12 protein-coding genes are annotated in these 16,313 nt (G+C 69.9%); 10 read left to right on the forward strand and 2 right to left on the reverse strand.

Going from position 1 to position 16,313, the window contains the following annotated elements; genetic code table 11:
- The first annotated feature begins 7 nt into the window (after positions 1-7).
- From iolB to SMIR_RS24675, 7 genes are all read left to right on the forward strand, one after another.
- Positions 8-877: a 5-deoxy-glucuronate isomerase gene (gene iolB / locus SMIR_RS24645; RefSeq protein WP_212727398.1), complete on the forward strand. Its 870-nt coding sequence runs from the start codon at positions 8-10 to the stop codon at positions 875-877.
- A complete protein-coding gene (iolD, locus tag SMIR_RS24650; RefSeq protein WP_168491717.1) occupies positions 874-2,757 on the forward strand; it encodes a 3D-(3,5/4)-trihydroxycyclohexane-1,2-dione acylhydrolase (decyclizing) in 1,884 nt (627 codons plus the stop codon). The genes iolB and iolD overlap by 4 nt, the downstream gene beginning before the upstream one ends.
- A 14-nt stretch (positions 2,758-2,771) precedes the next feature.
- Positions 2,772-4,274 carry a CoA-acylating methylmalonate-semialdehyde dehydrogenase gene (gene mmsA / locus SMIR_RS24655; protein ID WP_212727399.1) on the forward strand — a complete coding sequence of 501 codons (1,503 nt, stop codon included), beginning with the start codon at positions 2,772-2,774 and terminating at the stop codon, positions 4,272-4,274.
- A gap of 445 nt (positions 4,275-4,719) precedes the next feature.
- Positions 4,720-6,129, forward strand: coding sequence for an APC family permease (locus SMIR_RS24660; RefSeq protein ID WP_168491713.1), 1,410 nt, complete (start codon positions 4,720-4,722; stop codon positions 6,127-6,129).
- A 172-nt stretch (positions 6,130-6,301) separates the two neighbouring features.
- A complete protein-coding gene (locus SMIR_RS24665; protein ID WP_212727400.1) occupies positions 6,302-8,959 on the forward strand; it encodes an alpha/beta fold hydrolase in 2,658 nt (885 codons plus the stop codon).
- Positions 8,956-9,819: an ABC transporter permease gene (locus tag SMIR_RS24670; protein WP_168491705.1), complete on the forward strand. Its 864-nt coding sequence runs from the start codon at positions 8,956-8,958 to the stop codon at positions 9,817-9,819. The genes SMIR_RS24665 and SMIR_RS24670 overlap by 4 nt, the downstream gene beginning before the upstream one ends.
- Positions 9,820-9,993: 174 nt before the next feature.
- Positions 9,994-11,598: a vWA domain-containing protein gene (locus tag SMIR_RS24675; protein WP_212727401.1), complete on the forward strand. Its 1,605-nt coding sequence runs from the start codon at positions 9,994-9,996 to the stop codon at positions 11,596-11,598.
- A gap of 191 nt (positions 11,599-11,789) precedes the next feature.
- Here SMIR_RS24675 and SMIR_RS24680 read toward each other — a convergent pair whose 3' ends face one another.
- On the reverse strand, positions 11,790-12,197 hold the full coding sequence (locus SMIR_RS24680) for a rodlin (protein WP_099925661.1): 408 nt from the start codon (positions 12,195-12,197) through the stop codon (positions 11,790-11,792).
- A gap of 538 nt (positions 12,198-12,735) precedes the next feature.
- The gene (locus SMIR_RS24685) at positions 12,736-13,146 is read right to left on the reverse strand and encodes a rodlin (RefSeq protein ID WP_168491701.1); all 411 of its coding nucleotides are present in this window, start codon (positions 13,144-13,146) and stop codon (positions 12,736-12,738) included.
- Between the two features lie 551 nt (positions 13,147-13,697).
- Between SMIR_RS24685 and SMIR_RS24690 the strand changes: the two genes are divergently transcribed.
- From SMIR_RS24690 to SMIR_RS24700, 3 genes are all read left to right on the forward strand, one after another.
- On the forward strand, positions 13,698-13,955 hold the full coding sequence (locus SMIR_RS24690; RefSeq protein WP_101405096.1) for a chaplin: 258 nt from the start codon (positions 13,698-13,700) through the stop codon (positions 13,953-13,955).
- 129 nt (positions 13,956-14,084) lie between these two features.
- A complete protein-coding gene (locus SMIR_RS24695) occupies positions 14,085-14,765 on the forward strand; it encodes a chaplin (RefSeq protein WP_212728405.1) in 681 nt (226 codons plus the stop codon).
- Between the two features lie 657 nt (positions 14,766-15,422).
- Positions 15,423-15,662: a chaplin gene (locus SMIR_RS24700; RefSeq protein ID WP_060900577.1), complete on the forward strand. Its 240-nt coding sequence runs from the start codon at positions 15,423-15,425 to the stop codon at positions 15,660-15,662.
- The last annotated feature ends 651 nt before the right edge of the window (positions 15,663-16,313 follow it).

The raw sequence follows: 16,313 nt of genomic DNA on the forward strand, positions 1-16,313 counted from the left end.
GGACCCGATGACGGACCCCAGGACGCACTCGACGACGGACGTGACCCGGAGCAGCGGCCTGTACGTGCCCAAGGGGGCCACCGCCGGCGGGCTGTACGCCGTCGACATCGACCCCAAGTACGCCGGCTGGACCCATAGCAGCCTGCGCGTGGTCGAACTCGGACCCGGCGGCACACACACCTTCACCACCGGCGACAGCGAGTGGATCGTGCTTCCGCTGGGCGGCGCCTGTACGGTGCGCATAGAGGACGAAGAGTTCCAAATCCTGGGCAGGGAAAGCGTGTTCGCGGGGGTCTCCGACTTCGCGTACGTGCCCCGTGACGCCCGGGCCCAGATCGCCTCCGGTGCGGGAGGCCGCTTCGCCCTGGCAGGAGCGAAGTGCGAGCGCCGACTCCCCGCCCGCTACGGCCCCGCGCCGGAGGTCCCCGTCGAAGACCGAGGCAGTGGCAACTGCGCACGTCAGGTGCGCAATTTCGCCTCCGCCGACGCCTTCGAGTGCGACAAGCTCATCGCCGTCGAGGTCATCACCCCCGGCGGCAACTGGTCCTCGTATCCGCCGCACAAGCACGACGAGCACCGGCCCGGTGTCGAGTCGGAGCTGGAGGAGATCTACTACTTCGAGGTCGACGGCCCGGACGGATTCGGCTATCAGCGCGTATTCCCTTCGCGCGAGGGTGGATCCGACGTCCTCGCCGAGGTCCGCACCGGCGATGCCGTCCTCGTCCCCGACGGATGGCACGGCCCGTCCATCGCCCAGCCCGGCCACACCATGTACTACCTGAACGTGATGGCCGGACCGGGCGAGGACAGGGAGTGGCGGATCTGCTTCCACCCGGAACACGTAGACAACACAGCAAGCACAGAGGGATACCGATGACCTCAACGACGAGGCTGACGGTCGCGCAGGCGCTGGTGCGCTTCCTGGCCGCCCAGTACACGGAGCGGGACGGCGAGCGGCGGCGGCTGATCGGCGCGACCTGGGGCATTTTCGGTCACGGCAACGTCGCCGGACTCGGCCAGGCGCTGATCGAGTACGCCGACGAGATGCCCTACCACCAGGGCCGTAACGAGCAGTCGATGGTGCACGCGGCGGTCGGCTTCGCCCGCCAGTCCAACCGGCTGTCGGCGCACGCCGTGACCACCTCCATCGGACCCGGCGCCACCAACCTCGTCACCGGCGCCGCGCTCGCGACGATCAACCACCTCCCGGTGCTCCTGCTGCCCGGCGACATCTTCGCGACCCGCCCCGCCGACCCGGTCCTCCAGCAGCTCGAAGTCCCCTACGCGGGAGATGTGTCGGTCAACGACTGTCTGCGCCCGGTGTCGAAGTACTTCGACCGCGTCACCCGGCCCGAGGCGCTGATCCCGGCCGCCCTGCAGGCCATGCGCGTGCTCACCGACCCGGTCGAGACCGGTGCCGTCACGCTCGCGCTGCCGCAGGACGTGCAGGCGGAGGCGTACGACTGGCCGGAGGAGTTCTTCCAGGAGCGGACCTGGACCGTGCGCCGTCCGGCGGCCGACGCCTCCGAGCTGGCCGCCGCCGTCACGGCGATCCGTGAGGCCCGGCGCCCGCTGATCGTCGCGGGCGGCGGGGTCCACCACAGCCGTGCCGAGGACGTGCTCGCCGAACTCGCCGCCGCCACCCGCATCCCCGTCGCCTCCACTCAGGCGGGCAAGGGATCACTGAAGTGGGACCACCCGCAGGACGTCGGCGGCGTCGGCCACACCGGTACGGCGACCGCGGACGAGCTCGCCCGTACCGCCGACCTGGTGATCGGCGTCGGCACCCGCTACACCGACTTCACCACCGCCTCCGGCACCCTCTTCACCGCCTCGAACGTCCGCTTCCTGAACCTCAACATCGCGCCGTACGACGGTCACAAGCTGTCGGGGATCCCGCTGATCGCGGACGCGCGGGCCGGCCTTGAAGCGCTCACCGAGGCGCTGCTGCTGCACGAGCACCGCGTCGAGCCCGCGTACGCCACCGAGTACACGGACGACAAGGAGCGCTGGGAGTACCGCGTCGACGCGGCGTACGAGGCCGAGGACATCGACATCCGGCCCACCCAGCCGCAGGTCCTCGGCGTCCTCGACGAGGTCGTCACCGAGGACGACATCCTGATCAACGCGGCCGGATCGCTCCCCGGTGACCTGCACAAACTGTGGCGGGCCCGGTCGCGCGACCAGTACCACGTCGAGTACGGCTACTCGTGCATGGGCTACGAGATCCCGGCCGCGATCGGTGTCCGGATGGCGGCCCCCGATCGGCCCGTGTGGGCGCTGGTCGGCGACGGCACCTACCTGATGATGCCGACCGAGATCGTCACCGCCGTGCAGGAGGGCGTCGCGATCAAGGTCCTCATACTCCAGAACCACGGATACGCCTCCATCGGCGGCCTCTCCGAGTCCGTGGGCGGCGAGCGGTACGGCACCGCGTACCGCTACCGCTCCGAGGACGGCGCGTACACGGGGGCGCCGCTGCCCGTCGACCTCGCCGCCAACGCGGCCAGCCTCGGCATGCGGGTGCTGCGTGCGAAGACCGTCCGTGACCTGCGGGCGGCCCTTGCCGAGGCGCGCGCCGCGGACACTCCCACATGTGTCTACGTGGAGACCGAAACGGCAGACACAGTGTCGGGCGCGCCCCCGGCCCAAGCCTGGTGGGATGTACCTGTGGCCGAGACCGCGACCCGATCGTCGGCGGTCAAGGCACGTGAGGAGTACGACCGGCACGTCGCCGCCCGACGCCGCCATCTGTGAAGGAGTTTTTGGCCATGACGAAGACCGTCAACCACTGGATCGGTGGCAAGACTGTCGAGGGTGCGTCGGGTACGTACGGGCCGGTCACCGACCCGGCGACCGGCGCCGTGACCACCCAGGTCGCCTTCGCGACCGTCGACGAGGTGGACGCCGCGGTCGCCGCGGCCAAGGACGCGTACGCGACCTGGGGCCAGTCCTCGCTGGCCAAGCGGTCCACGATCCTCTTCAAGTTCCGGGCGCTGCTCGACGCGAACCGGGACGCGATCGCCGAGCTGATCACCGCCGAGCACGGCAAGGTGCACTCGGACGCGCTCGGCGAGGTGGCGCGCGGTCTGGAGATCGTCGACCTGGCGTGCGGGATCACCGTGCAGCTGAAGGGCGAGCTGTCGACCGAGGTGGCATCCAAGGTCGACGTGGCGTCGATCCGGCAGCCGCTGGGCGTCGTCGCGGGCATCACGCCGTTCAACTTCCCGGCCATGGTGCCGATGTGGATGTTCCCCATCGCCATCGCGTGTGGCAACACCTTCGTGCTGAAGCCGTCCGAGAAGGACCCGTCGGCCGCCATGAAGGTCGCCGAGCTGCTCGCCGAGGCCGGTCTGCCGGACGGTGTCTTCAACGTCGTCCACGGTGACAAGGTGGCCGTCGACCGCCTCCTGGAGCATCCGGACGTCAAGGCGGTGTCCTTCGTCGGCTCGACCCCGATCGCCCGCTACATCCACACCACGGCCTCCGCGAACGGCAAGCGCGTGCAGGCCCTGGGCGGCGCCAAGAACCACATGCTGGTCCTCCCGGACGCGGACCTGGACGCGGCCGCGGACGCCGCCGTGTCGGCCGCCTACGGCTCCGCCGGCGAGCGCTGCATGGCCATCTCCGCCGTCGTCGCGGTCGGCTCGGTCGGCGACGTGCTGGTGGAGAAGATCCGCGAGCGCGCCGAGAAGATCAAGATCGGCCCCGGCAACGACCCGACCTCCGAGATGGGTCCGCTGATCACGGCCGTGCACCGCGACAAGGTGGCGTCCTACGTCACGGGCGCGGCGGCGCAGGGCTCCGAGGTCGTCCTCGACGGCACCGGGTACACGGTCGAGGGGTACGAGGACGGCCACTGGATCGGCCTCTCGCTGCTCGACAGGGTGCCGGTGACCTCGGACGCGTACAAGGACGAGATCTTCGGCCCGGTGCTGTGCGTGCTGCGCGTGGACACCTACGAGGAGGGTGTCGCCCTCATCAACGCCTCGCCCTTCGGCAACGGCACCGCGATCTTCACCCGGGACGGCGGCGCCGCCCGCCGCTTCCAGCTGGAGATCGAGGCGGGCATGGTCGGCGTGAACGTGCCGATCCCGGTGCCCGTCGGCTACCACTCCTTCGGCGGCTGGAAGGACTCCCTCTTCGGGGACCACCACATCTACGGCAACGACGGCACGCACTTCTACACCCGCGGCAAGGTCGTCACCACCCGCTGGCCCGACCCGGCCGACGCCCCGACGGGCGTGGACCTGGGCTTCCCGCGCAACCACTGAGCGACCTGCTGGTGCCCCGCCCTCCGTCCCGGGGGGCGGGGCACCGCCATGCTCGGCTCCACTGTTCGCCAGGCGTCCCGAAGGGCGGACCAATCCTGGCGAATTTCGAGGTCTCGACTGCGGTTCTCGTCATGAGGTGATGAAACGGATAGCAGAGGCAGTTTGGTGCTGTTGCCTTCGAAAGCAAGGTCACACTCCGAAAGGTCTTGATGATTGCAACATGTAGGCGTCGTGGCCTGGGAAAGTGATGTGATCTGCGTCGCTTGACCGGTGCGGATTCCGTAGGTAAACGGCCATTGACGCAACGGTTTCCGTCAAGGTTCCATCAACGTCGGGAGCGGACGACGAGATGAACGACGCGAGCCGCCGGAGGCGATAGCGCTCCCGCCCGAATCACCTGACGCAAGAGTCGTCTTCTGACGCACAAGTCGATCGGAACCGCTTCATGACCGACACGCTCCGCCCTGTCGAGCAGGCCCTGCCGGACGCCGCCCCCACGGCCTCCGGGAGCCCCCAAAAGCTCAAGCGTTCCATCGGTATCGTCGGCGGCACCCTGCTGACGCTCTCGTGCGTGACGCCCGCCTCCACGCTCTTCGTGGTCGTGCCCGACCTGTTCTCGTCCCTCGGCACGGCGACCGCGCTCACCATCGCGATCGGCTCGCTCCTCTGTATAGCCGTGGCGTTCTGCTACTCGGAGCTGGGCACCCTCATCCCCAGCGCGGGCGGCGAGTACGCCATGGTGTCGACGATGGCCGGACGACTCGCGGGCTGGCTGGTCTTCGTGCTCTCCCTCCTCGTCGTCATGATCGTGCCGCCGGTGATCGCGATGGGCACCGCGGACTACCTGGCGCCGATCGTGCATCTCAACCCGTCGATGGCGGGCGCGGGCGTGATGCTCCTGGCCACCCTCGCGGGCCTGCTCGACCTGCGGGCCAACGCCTGGATCACCGGCGTCTTCCTCGTCCTGGAGGTCATCGCGGCGGCCGTCGTGGCGGTGCTGGGCTTCACGCACAGCCGGCGTGGCGTCGGCAGCCTCACCTCGATGCAGGTGGCGGGCTCCGGCGGCCACACGGACACCGTGACGGCCATGCTGGTGGTCTCGGGACTCGCGATCGCCCTCTTCATCACCCAGGGCTTCTCGACCGCGGTCTACCTCTCCGAGGAACTGGAGGACCCGCGCCGCAACGTCGCCCGTACGGTCCTGGCCACCCTCGCCATCTCGACCGTGATCATCCTCGTCCCGGTCGTCGCGATCACCATGGGCGCCTCGGACCTGTCCGCCCTCACCGGCGGCGACATCAGCAGCATGGTCACCGCCTGGTCCAACTCCGCCGTCGGCACCTTCGTCAGCCTCTGCGTCGCCCTCGCGATCATCAACGCGGGCATCGTGATGGTCATCCAGAACTCCCGGGTGCTGTTCGCCTCCGCCCGTGACAAGGCCTGGCCCGAGCCGATCAACCAGGGCCTTTCCCGCCTCGGCCGCTTCGGCTCCCCCTGGGTCGCCACCCTCGTGGTGGGCGTCCCCGGCGCCCTCCTCTGCTTCGTCAACCTGGACACCCTGTACGGCGTCACGGGTGTCTCGGTGACGGCCATGTACCTGCTCGTCGCGGTCGCCGCCCTGCTCGCCCGGCGCGGCCAGCACCGCCACACCCCGGCCTGGCGCATGCCGCTGTGGCCCGCGATGCCGGTGCTCCTGATCGCGGTCCTCGCCTACATCCTGAGCCAGCAGGAGATGACCTACCTGCTCTGGACCGGCGGCATCACCGCCGTCGCCACCCTCTACTGGGCCTTCTACCTCCGCCCGCGCCGCGAGACCCGCTGGCTGGTGTCGATCCCGGAGGACGCCCAGGTCTGAGCCCTCCGGGGTTCACACGCAGTCCCACGTCACCACCGCGCTCGTGAAGATGCCCGAAAGGGCACGTACCACGGGCGCGGTATGCGGGGAGGGCCTCGTACGCCCGGAGGAGGGGCGCGGGTTCAGACCGACGGCTGCCTTCGTTGTCGGTGGCGGCCCGTACCGTTGACACATGGATCTTCGACTGCCCCGACTGCGCGGGCCCGCACAGCGAGGACGCCGACGGTGGTTCGCCGCCGCGGCCGCCGTCGTCGTGCTCGCCGGCGCCGGTACGTGGACCGCTGTCGCCTCGGACGACGGGCCGGCCGTCCACCGCACCGACCGTGTGATGACCACGGGCGCCGGGGTGAACATCGACACGTCGTTCTTCACCGCGGGCTCCGGCCGCCGCCCCGCCGTGCTCCTCGGGCACGGCTTCGGCGGCAGCAAGGACGACATGCGGCGGGAGGCGGAGCAACTCGCCCGCGACGGGTACGCGGTGCTGACCTGGTCGGCGCGCGGCTTCGGCCGTTCCACCGGCAAGATCGGGCTGAACGATCCCAAGGGCGAGGTCGCCGACGTCTCCAAGCTCATCGACTGGCTGGCCAAGCGGCCCGAGGTCCGGCTCGACAAGAGCGGCGACCCGCGCGTGGGAGTGGCCGGAGGCTCGTACGGGGGCGCGATCTCCCTGCTGGCCGCCGGGTACGACAAGAGGGTCGACGCGATCGCCCCCTCGATCACGTACTGGAACTTGGCGGATGCGCTCTTCCCGAACGACGTGTTCAAGAAGCTCTGGGCCGGCATATTCATCAACTCCGGTGGCGGCTGCGGCCATTTCGGGGCGCAGCTGTGCGCGATGTACAACCGGGTGGCGGAGTCGGGGAAGCCGGACGCCCAGGCGCGCGCTCTGCTGGAGCAACGCTCGCCGTCCGCCGTCGGCGACCGCATCAAGGTGCCCACCCTCATCCTGCAGGGCCAGACCGACTCCCTCTTCCCGCTGGGCCAGGCTGACGCGATGGCCAAGGCGATCAGGGCCAACGGCGCGCCCGTGGACGTCGACTGGATCGCCGGCGGGCACGACGGCGGCAACCCGGAGTCGAGCCGCGTCGAGGCCCGTGTCGGCTCCTGGTTCGACCGCTATCTGAAGGACGACAAGAACGCCGACACCGGTCCCGCCTTCCGCGTCACCCGCACCGGCGGCATCGACTCCACCGACGGCGCCGCGCAGTTGCGGGGCGCGAGCGGAGACGTCTACCCCGGCCTGGAGAGCGGCGAGCACACCATCGCGCTGAGCGACGGCCGACGCGAGCAGACCTTCCAGAATCCCGCGGGCGCGAGTCCGCCCGCGATCTCCGCCCTCCCTGGGATCGGCGGCACCGGCGGCCTGTCCCAGCTGTCCGCGCTCGGGCTCGGGGTGTCCCTCGACTTCCCGGGCCAGTACGCGCAGTTCGACTCCTCGGCACTCCGCGGCGACCTGCGGATCACCGGGTCGCCGACCGTGACCGTTCACGTCCGGTCGAGCACCGACGACGCGGTCCTCTTCGGGAAGGTGTACGACGTCGGGCCGGGCGGCACCCAGCAGGTACTGCCCTCGCAGCTGGTGGCGCCCGTGCGGGTGACCGGCGCCAAGGCGGGCAAGGACGTCAAGATCGTGCTGCCCGCGATCGACCACGACGTCCAGAAGGGCCATCGGCTGCGCCTGGTCCTCGCCTCGACGGACCTCGGCTACGCCTCACCGGCGGCCCCGGCGACGTACACGGTCTCCCTGAAGAGCGACCTGCACGTGCCCACCGCACCCGGCGTGAAGACCGCCGCCGCCGTGCTGCCCTCATGGGTGTGGTGGCTGCCCCTGGCCGGCGCGCTGGCCGCCGCCGCACTCCTGCTGACCGGCCGTCGTCGTACGGCTCCGGTCGCGCCCGACCCCGAGCTCGCCGAAGTCCCGCTCCAGATCACCGACCTGAGCAAGCGGTACGCGAAGTCGGCGGACCGGTACGCGGTACGGGACCTGTCGTTCCGTGTGGAGAAGGGCCAGGTCCTGGGCCTGCTGGGGCCGAACGGCGCGGGCAAGACGACCACGCTGCGCATGCTGATGGGCCTCATCAAGCCCGACGGCGGCGAGATCCGCGTCTTCGGGCACGCGATCCGGCCGGGCGCCCCGGTGCTCTCCCGGGTCGGGGCGTTCGTCGAGGGCGCGGGCTTCCTGCCGCACCTCTCGGGCCGCGAGAACCTGGAGCTGTACTGGCAGGCGACGGGCCGTCCGGCCGAGGACGCCCACATGGAGGAGGCGCTGGAGATCGCGGGCCTGGGCGACGCGCTGGCCCGCGCGGTCCGCACCTACTCCCAGGGCATGCGCCAGCGCCTGGCCATCGCCCAGGCGATGCTGGGCCTCCCGGACCTCCTCATCCTCGACGAACCGACCAACGGTCTCGACCCGCCCCAGATCCGCGAGATGCGCGAGGTCATGATCCGCTACGCCGCCGCGGGCCGCACGGTCATCGTCTCCAGCCACCTGCTGGCCGAGGTCGAGCAGTCCTGCACCCACCTGGTGGTCATGGACCGCGGCCGGCTCATCCAGGCCGGCCCGGTGAGCGAGATCGTCGGCTCCGGCGACACCCTCCTCGTCGGTACGGGCGCGCCCGTGGAGGGGCCGGTCGTCGAGAAGGTCGGCGCGCTGCCCGGCGTTGCCTCGGCCGTCGCCGCCGAGGGCGGGCTGCTGGTCCGCCTCGACGAGGGCGGCAGCGCCGAGCGCCTGCTCGTGGAGCTCGTACGACTGGAAGTCCCCGTGCGGTCGGTGGGCCCCCACCGACGGCTGGAGGACGCGTTCCTCACCCTGATCGGAGGTGCCGCATGAGCACGCTCGTCGAACGGGCCGAGACGGCGGACGGGTACCGGGCACGGCACACGCTGCCGCTCCGCGTCGAGCTGCTGCGGCAGTTGAAGCGGCGCCGCACGCTCGTCATGGGCGCGATCCTCGCGGTGCTGCCCTTCGTGCTCGTCGTCGCCTTCGCGATCGGCGGTGACCCGGGCTCGCGCAACGGGCAGGTCACCCTGATGGACACGGCGACCGCGTCGGGCGCCAACTTCGCCGCGGTGAACCTCTTCGTCTCCGCGGGCTTCCTCCTGGTCATCCCCGTCGCGCTGTTCTGCGGGGACACGATCGCCTCCGAGGCGAGCTGGTCCTCGCTGCGCTATCTGCTCGCGGCCCCCGTGCCGCGGGCCCGGCTGCTGTGGTCCAAGCTCACCGTCGCGCTGGGCCTCAGCCTCGCCGCGATGGTGCTGCTGCCGATCGTCGCGATCGCGGTGGGCACGGCGGCATACGGCTGGGGGCCGCTGGAGATCCCCACCGGTGGCGCGCTCTCGGCGGGCACCGCGGCCCAGCGGCTCCTCGCGGTCATCGCGTACGTCTTCGTGTCCCAACTGGTGACGGCGGGGCTCGCGTTCTGGCTGTCCACCAAGACGGACGCACCCCTGGGCGCGGTCGGCGGCGCGGTCGGCCTGACGATCGTGGGGAACGTCCTGGACGCGGTCACCGCCCTCGGCCACTGGCGCGACTTCCTGCCCGCGCACTGGCAGTTCGCCTGGGCCGATGCCATCCAGCCCAACCCGGAGTGGGGCGGCATGATCCAGGGCACCGCGATTTCGATAACGTACGCCCTCGTCCTGTTCGCCCTGGCCTTCCGGGGTTTCCGGCGCAAGGACATCGTGTCGTAGATCTCCGGAGCGTCACCTACCGGTCTCGACGACCGCCCTTCGTGGCCGCTTCGAGATCCATCCGCAACGCTCCGTAGCGCACATCCGGGCCCCCTCGGGCGTCACAGTCACAGACGTCGGCCCAAGGACGTCGGCAGACAGCCGGCGGACAGGCGACTCACCGAGGGGGCACGGATGACACGGACGGGGAACGACGAGCACACAGGGCGACCGTGGCGGCGGCCGAGCACCGGGCGACGGCGGCGACCGGTCGCCATCCTGATCGGCCTGACGCTCGCGAGCGGCCTGCTCCTCACCGGCTGCGGTGCGGGCGAGAGCAACGGCTCCTCGACGGACGGTTCGAACAAGTCCGGCGGACGCGGGTTCCCGCAGCCCGCCCCGAACCGGACCTCCGGGACCTCCCAGGGCGAACAGAAGGACACGCCGACGGGCGACGCGAGCCGCGAGTTCGCGCCGTCCCCCGACTACCTCTCCACCTTCGCCCTCGACGTGGACACTGCCTCGTATGGCTACGCCCGCCGCGCCCTCGCCGACGGCCGGCTGCCCGACGCGTCGACCGTCCGCCCCGAGGAGTTCGTCAACAGCTTCCGGCAGGACTACCGGCGCCCCGACGGCAACGGCTTCTCGGTCACCGTCGACGGCGCCCGCACCCGGGAGAAGGGCTGGTCGCTGGTCCGCGTCGGCCTCGCCACCCGCGACGCCGCCCAGAGCGGCGAACGCCCGCCCGCCGCCCTCACCTTCGTCATCGACATCTCCGGCTCCATGGGCGAGCCCGGCCGACTCGACCTCGCCAAGGACGCCCTCGGCGTGATGACGGACCGGCTGCGCGACGACGACTCGATAGCCGTGGTCACCTTCAGCGACGAGGCCCGGACCGTGCTCCCGATGACCCGCCTCGGCCACCACCGCGGCCGCATCTACTCCGTGATCAGGGGACTGGAACCGACGGAGTCGACCAACCTCGGCGCGGGCGTGCGCACCGGGTACGCCACGGCCGTCGAGGGTCTGCGCGAGGGCGCCACCAACCGCGTCGTGCTGATCTCCGACGCCCTCGCCAACACCGGCGAGACCGACGCGGACGCCATCCTCGAGAACATCTCCACCGCCCGTCGCGAACACGGCATCACCCTCTTCGGTGTCGGTGTGGGCAGCGAGTACGGCGACGCCCTCATGGAGCGCCTCGCCGACAAGGGCGACGGCCACACGACGTACGTCTCGACCCTCGAGGACGCCCGCAAGGTCTTCTGCGAGCAACTCCCGCAGAACATCGACCTCACGGCCCGCGACGCCAAGGCACAGGTCGCCTTCGACCCGGAGACCGTCGAGCAGTTCCGGCTGATCGGATACGACGACCGTCAGGTCGCCGACGAGGACTTCCGCAACGACCGGGTGGACGGCGGCGAGATCGGCCCCGGCCACACGGTCACCGCCCTCTACGCGGTCCGCACCAGGCCCGGCGCCTCCGGCCACCTCGCCACCGCGAGCGTCCGCTGGCTCGACCCCGACACCCGCGCCCCGCACGAGGAGTCCGGCCAACTGGAGACCGGCTCCCTCGACAAGGACCTGTGGACCTCCTCCACCCGCCTCCAGGTCGACGCCGTGGCCGCGTACTTCGCCGACGACCTGCGCACGGGCGACGACAACAGGAGCCCGCTCCCCGGCGCCCTCCCGCTGGGCGAACTCGCCGACCGCGCACACCGGGTGGCGACCGCCGCGGAGGACAAGGCGGTGGACGACCTGGCGGACTCGGTGGAGCGGGCGAGTGGACTCATGGGATAGCGGTGGCGGTAAGGACTTGGCGACCGTATGCGGCGTACTGGCCGGGCCCGGAGTCCCTGCGCGTCCCGAGAACGCCACCAGCGCCGGCTCCCCGTCGACCGCAAGCTCAACCCGCTACACCAAGAGGACCAGCGAGTACGCGAAGAGCGGGCCGCCGAGGTGCTCGGCGGCCCGCTCTCGCGGTGCTGGGATCAGCTGTTGTTCGTGCCGTTGCCCGACAGGACCGGGATGTCGTCCAGGATGTGCGAGAGCGGTTCGTCGCCCTTGGCCTGGGTGGAGTTCTCGACGCACTGCTGGTTCTGCGGGGCCGACAGGACCGGGATGTCCTGGACGGCGATCGGGACGACGCCGACGAGCGAGCCCACGTTGGCCTTCGCGGGCAGGCCGACGCAGGGCTTGTTCAGCGAGCCCTGGATGAGCGCCATCTGCGGGCTCATGCTGCCGTAGGTCGCCGAGTTGCCGAACGACTGCGAGGCGCCGTATCCGCTGACGGACGTCGTGCCACCGTCGTCGCCGATCGCCAGGGCCTGGGGGGCGGCCGCGGCCGAGATACCGGCGACAGAAGCGGCGATAGCCGCGGTTGCCCACAGCTTCTTCATGTTCATTCCCTTCGGAAAGCGGACTCCTGTTGGGGAGCTGCATGATCATCAACTGGGCAGACCGCCCAAGGGTTGCGGGTAGTGCCCCATTTGGCCCAGCATGCGGGGCGTTCGCCCCGTCAGCCGACACGCCAGTGAGCTCCTCTGAACCGACACGCAGTGTCGATCTGGCCGGCGCGTGGCGGATCGCTCGGCCGGGGCCGCTCCTTGGGCGGGATCGGCTGACTCTCCTCGTGCGGCTTGCCCAGACAGGCGCCAGGTCCATCAGCGTCTCGATGTGGAAACCCAGGCCGGTCCGGGCGGCGCCGAGCAGTGTGCGGCCGATCAGCGCCATCGCCACCGCATCGGTCAGGACGTGCCTGCCCCGTGGCCTGTGCAGCGCCGCGACCAGGAACCCCGTGGTTGAGTTTCGCCGGACACGGCGGGGGTCTTTTCTTCGACACGTGACTCGTGACGTGACTCGGCAAGTGAATGGTCACGTAAAGAAGATGGGCCGACGAGCCGCCGAGAGTTCTGCGGCCCGCCGGCGGAAAGAGTGCTACTTGTTGCCTACACCGTTGCCGGACAGGACCGGGATCCGGTCCAGGATGTGCGACAGCGGTTCGTCGCCCTTGGCCTGGGTGGAGTTCTCGACGCACTGCTGGTTCTGCGGGGCCGACAGGACCGGGACGTCCTGGACGGCGATCGGGACGACGCCGACGAGCGAGCCCAGGTTGGCCTTCGCGGGCAGGCCGACGCAGGGCTTGTTCAGCGAGCCCTGGATGAGCCCCATCTGCGGGCTCATGTTCCCCGTGGTCGCCGAGTTGCCGAACGACTGGGTGGCGCCGTAGCCGCTGACGGACGTCGTGCCACCGTCATTCCCGATCGCCAGCGCCTGCGGCGCGGCAGCAGCGGAAGCGCCGACGGCGCAAACGGTGACCGCGGCGGCGGTCATAACCTTCTTGATCACTGGCTGGATCCATTCTGAAGAAACCCCGTCTATCGGAGCGCCTTGGTTCAACCGCCGCGGACGCCCTTGGTTGCTCCCATTCACCCTGATGGCCCAATAGGGCCGATCGGGTGAATCACCGAAACCAGTCCAGGACCGCCGGGTTGATGCGAGAGCAGGAACATATGTCTCCGCGAGGAAAGGAACGGCACATGTTCAAGAAGGCGGTGGCCGCGGCGGTCGCAGCTTTCGTCGCCTGTGTGCCGGCGGCAGACGTACCCCCAGGCACCTGCGATCGGTGACGACCGCGGCACCACGTCCGTCGGTGGGCGCGACGTCAAGCAGTCGTTCGGTCCTGTCGGCCCCGCAGAACGTATTCAAGGGAACCGTTCCTTCCCGTATGGGTGTTCGTGTGCACCTCGGTGCCGATTCGAGTACAGGGCGATTCGAGTGAATTCCCAAGCGCCGCACGTTCTTTAGTTTCTTCGGACGGTCCTCCATCGTTTACAGACTGCAGGTCGTGGTGCGAGCCGCTCAAGGTGTGCTCGCTCGGTTTCGGCCGTCATAGGGCCATGGCCGCAGAGAAGGGAAATTACGTGAAGCACAAGAAGAGCGCTGTTGTTGTCGCCGGCGCGATCATGGCCTTGGGGATGGGCGCCCCGGCCTTCGCGGACGCCGGTGCCCAAGGTTCCGCCGTCGGCTCGCCGGGTGTCCTCTCGGGCAATGTGATTCAGGTCCCCATTCACGTCCCCGTCAACGTGTGCGGCAACACGGTCGACGTCATCGCCCTGCTGAACCCGGCGTTCGGCAACAGCTGCGCCAACGGCTGACGCGACAGCATCAGCCTTCCCGGCTGTATCACGGTCGGCCTTGGATCGCTCTTTCGGCTCCAAGGCCGGCTTTCCTCACTTCTTTCAAGCAGGAAGACAACGAGATTGCGACAGAACCTGAGTAGGGGAATGGTCGTGGCCGCGGCCACGACGAGCATCCTGTCCCTGTACGGCACCCCCGTGTTCGCGGACTCGAACGCGGACGCCAGCGCTATGGACTCACCCGGCGTCGTGTCGGGCAACAGCGTTCAGGTTCCGGTGCACGTGCCGGTGAACGCCTGCGGCAACACCGTCAACGTGATCGGCGCGCTCAACCCGACCTTCGGGAACTCCTGCACCAACGGCTCGGGTTCGCAGGGCGGCTCCTCCGGCTCCTCCGGCTCCTTGGCGTCCGGCAGGACGCAGGGCTCGCCCGGCGTCTTGTCGGGCAACCAGGCCCAGGCTCCGGTGGACGTTCCGGTGAACGCGTGCGGCAACACGGTCGACGTCGTCGCCCTGTTGAACCCGGCGTTCGGCAACAGGTGCGGGAACGAACCTGGGGGCAACGTCAACACCCCGCCGGCGACGCCTCCGACCGTCCCGCCGGTGACGCCTCCCAGCACCACGCCTCCGACCGTCCCGCCGGTGACGCCGGTCACCCCCTCGCGGACCCTCCGGCAGCCGATCCTGCCCGTTTCTCCCTCCGGGAATCCGCCCACCCTGGCGCACACCGGCAGTGAGAACGTGCTCGGGGCCTCGGCCGCCGGCGCCGCGCTACTGATCGGCGGAGCCGTCCTGTACCGACGAGGTCGAGTCGCCTCCCGCCGGTAGTACGACGCTCTGGGTGCCGGACGCTTCGCCGCGTTCGGCACCCAATTGTGCTGTTCTCTTTGTCCTTCCGCTCCTTGGTGCCGGCCTGGATGCGCATGGCCGCGTCCCGCCCGTGCCGGTCCGAGGGTGCTGGGACCCGCTCGCCGCCCGGCCCCGCGCGCAGCCGCCGCCGTAACCCTCGTACGAGCGTGGCCGACATGAAGCGGCCCGGCACCGAGGATGAAGTCTCGGTCGGTCTCCCGAGAACCGCCGGCCACCGCCGCCGGGCTCCTGTGTAGTTCGTCGGCCGACAGTCCGAGCTGCTCGCAGCCCACCCCGAACCCCGAGGCTGCGATGAGGCGTTCGGTCTCCAGGTGGCCCGGTACACCGTGCCAGTTCCTACGCGGGGTCCAACTCCCGCTGGATGGCCGAGGTCTGATTCCAGGTCGGTATTCCGAGCCTGATTCCGGCATCCCCGTGGCAAGGCGCTGTGGGAGGTTTTCGGCTTCAGCCACTCACTGCGTTTGTCGGTTAAGTCTCATGAATGTATCGGAATGGTGGAGTTCGGTGATGGTGAGATCACTCCTTTGGAGGCGCAACTCGTGCGTGTCCTGCGCGTTGATTCCAGCACCGGGCATCTCGCCCGGACGTTGTGACGATTCCAAGGAGCACTTCTCCATGTCGCGTATCGCGAAGGGCCTGGCCCTGACCTCCGTTGCCGCCGCTGCCGTGGCGGGCACCGCCGGCATCGCTGCCGCCGACAGCGGCGCCACCGGCTCGGCGGCCCAATCCCCTGGCGTCCTGTCGGGCAACGTCCTGCAGGTGCCCATCCACGTTCCGGTCAACGTCTGCGGGAACACTGTGAACGTCATCGGTCTGCTGAACCCCGCGTTCGGCAATACCTGCGCCAACGGCTGACATCAGCGCCAACCCTTCCGCCGGCCGCCTTCCCCAACGGGAGGGCGGCCGGTCCGCGTTGTCCCGATTGGGGGAAGCGGGTACAAGGCCCTTGCATGGCTCCTCGTCAGTGACGACCGCCGTGGCAGTAACACCCGGCCGTTACATGGAGCGTGTTACGGGTTGCAGGTGGTGACATCCGCTTCACGGTGGGCACACGATCCGACGCACCATCGAGGGGAACATCCATGCGTACTCTGCCCCACGGCGCATCCTCGCCCCGGTCATCGACCTGCTCAACGCCGCGCTCAAGGCGGACAACGGCCAGCTCTTCGCCGCCGAAGTGGCGAAGCTCAGCCAGGCCGTGAACGACGCGATCGCCAAGGTCACCGTGGCGCTGCCGGTGACACCGCCGACTGCTGCGACGCCCGGCACGCCTGCGACGCCGAGCTGGCCGCCACGCCGACGGCCAACGCTGTGGTGACGGCCCTTGTCCACGTCGTCGTCGGGGTCCTGGGCGGTAACCCTGTCCTCCTGGGCGCGGGGGAGCGGTGCCTGAGGCGAAGCAGTTGTCAGCCCAGGGTCTTTGAGAAGTCTCGAAGTGAGCAGCCCGCCTGCTGAGCCCGCCACCTCGATGGCCGCGATCGGTGAGTGGGTAGCCGACACACCGGA

The sequence above is a fragment of the Streptomyces mirabilis genome (assembly GCF_018310535.1).
GTDB lineage: Bacteria > Actinomycetota > Actinomycetes > Streptomycetales > Streptomycetaceae > Streptomyces.

Bases quoted from the DNA above. Each gene is read 5' to 3' on its own strand.
- iolB (WP_212727398.1), top strand. From the start codon at position 8: ATGACGGACCCCAGGACGCACTCGACGACGGACGTGACCCGGAGCAGC.
- iolD (WP_168491717.1), top strand. From the start codon at position 874: ATGACCTCAACGACGAGGCTGACGGTCGCGCAGGCGCTGGTGCGCTTC.
- mmsA (WP_212727399.1), top strand. From the start codon at position 2,772: ATGACGAAGACCGTCAACCACTGGATCGGTGGCAAGACTGTCGAGGGT.
- SMIR_RS24660 (WP_168491713.1), top strand. From the start codon at position 4,720: ATGACCGACACGCTCCGCCCTGTCGAGCAGGCCCTGCCGGACGCCGCC.
- SMIR_RS24665 (WP_212727400.1), top strand. From the start codon at position 6,302: ATGGATCTTCGACTGCCCCGACTGCGCGGGCCCGCACAGCGAGGACGC.
- SMIR_RS24670 (WP_168491705.1), top strand. From the start codon at position 8,956: ATGAGCACGCTCGTCGAACGGGCCGAGACGGCGGACGGGTACCGGGCA.
- SMIR_RS24675 (WP_212727401.1), top strand. From the start codon at position 9,994: ATGACACGGACGGGGAACGACGAGCACACAGGGCGACCGTGGCGGCGG.
- SMIR_RS24680 (WP_099925661.1), bottom strand. From the start codon at position 12,197: ATGAAGAAGCTGTGGGCAACCGCGGCTATCGCCGCTTCTGTCGCCGGT.
- SMIR_RS24690 (WP_101405096.1), top strand. From the start codon at position 13,698: ATGGCCGCAGAGAAGGGAAATTACGTGAAGCACAAGAAGAGCGCTGTT.
- SMIR_RS24695 (WP_212728405.1), top strand. From the start codon at position 14,085: ATGGTCGTGGCCGCGGCCACGACGAGCATCCTGTCCCTGTACGGCACC.
- SMIR_RS24700 (WP_060900577.1), top strand. From the start codon at position 15,423: ATGTCGCGTATCGCGAAGGGCCTGGCCCTGACCTCCGTTGCCGCCGCT.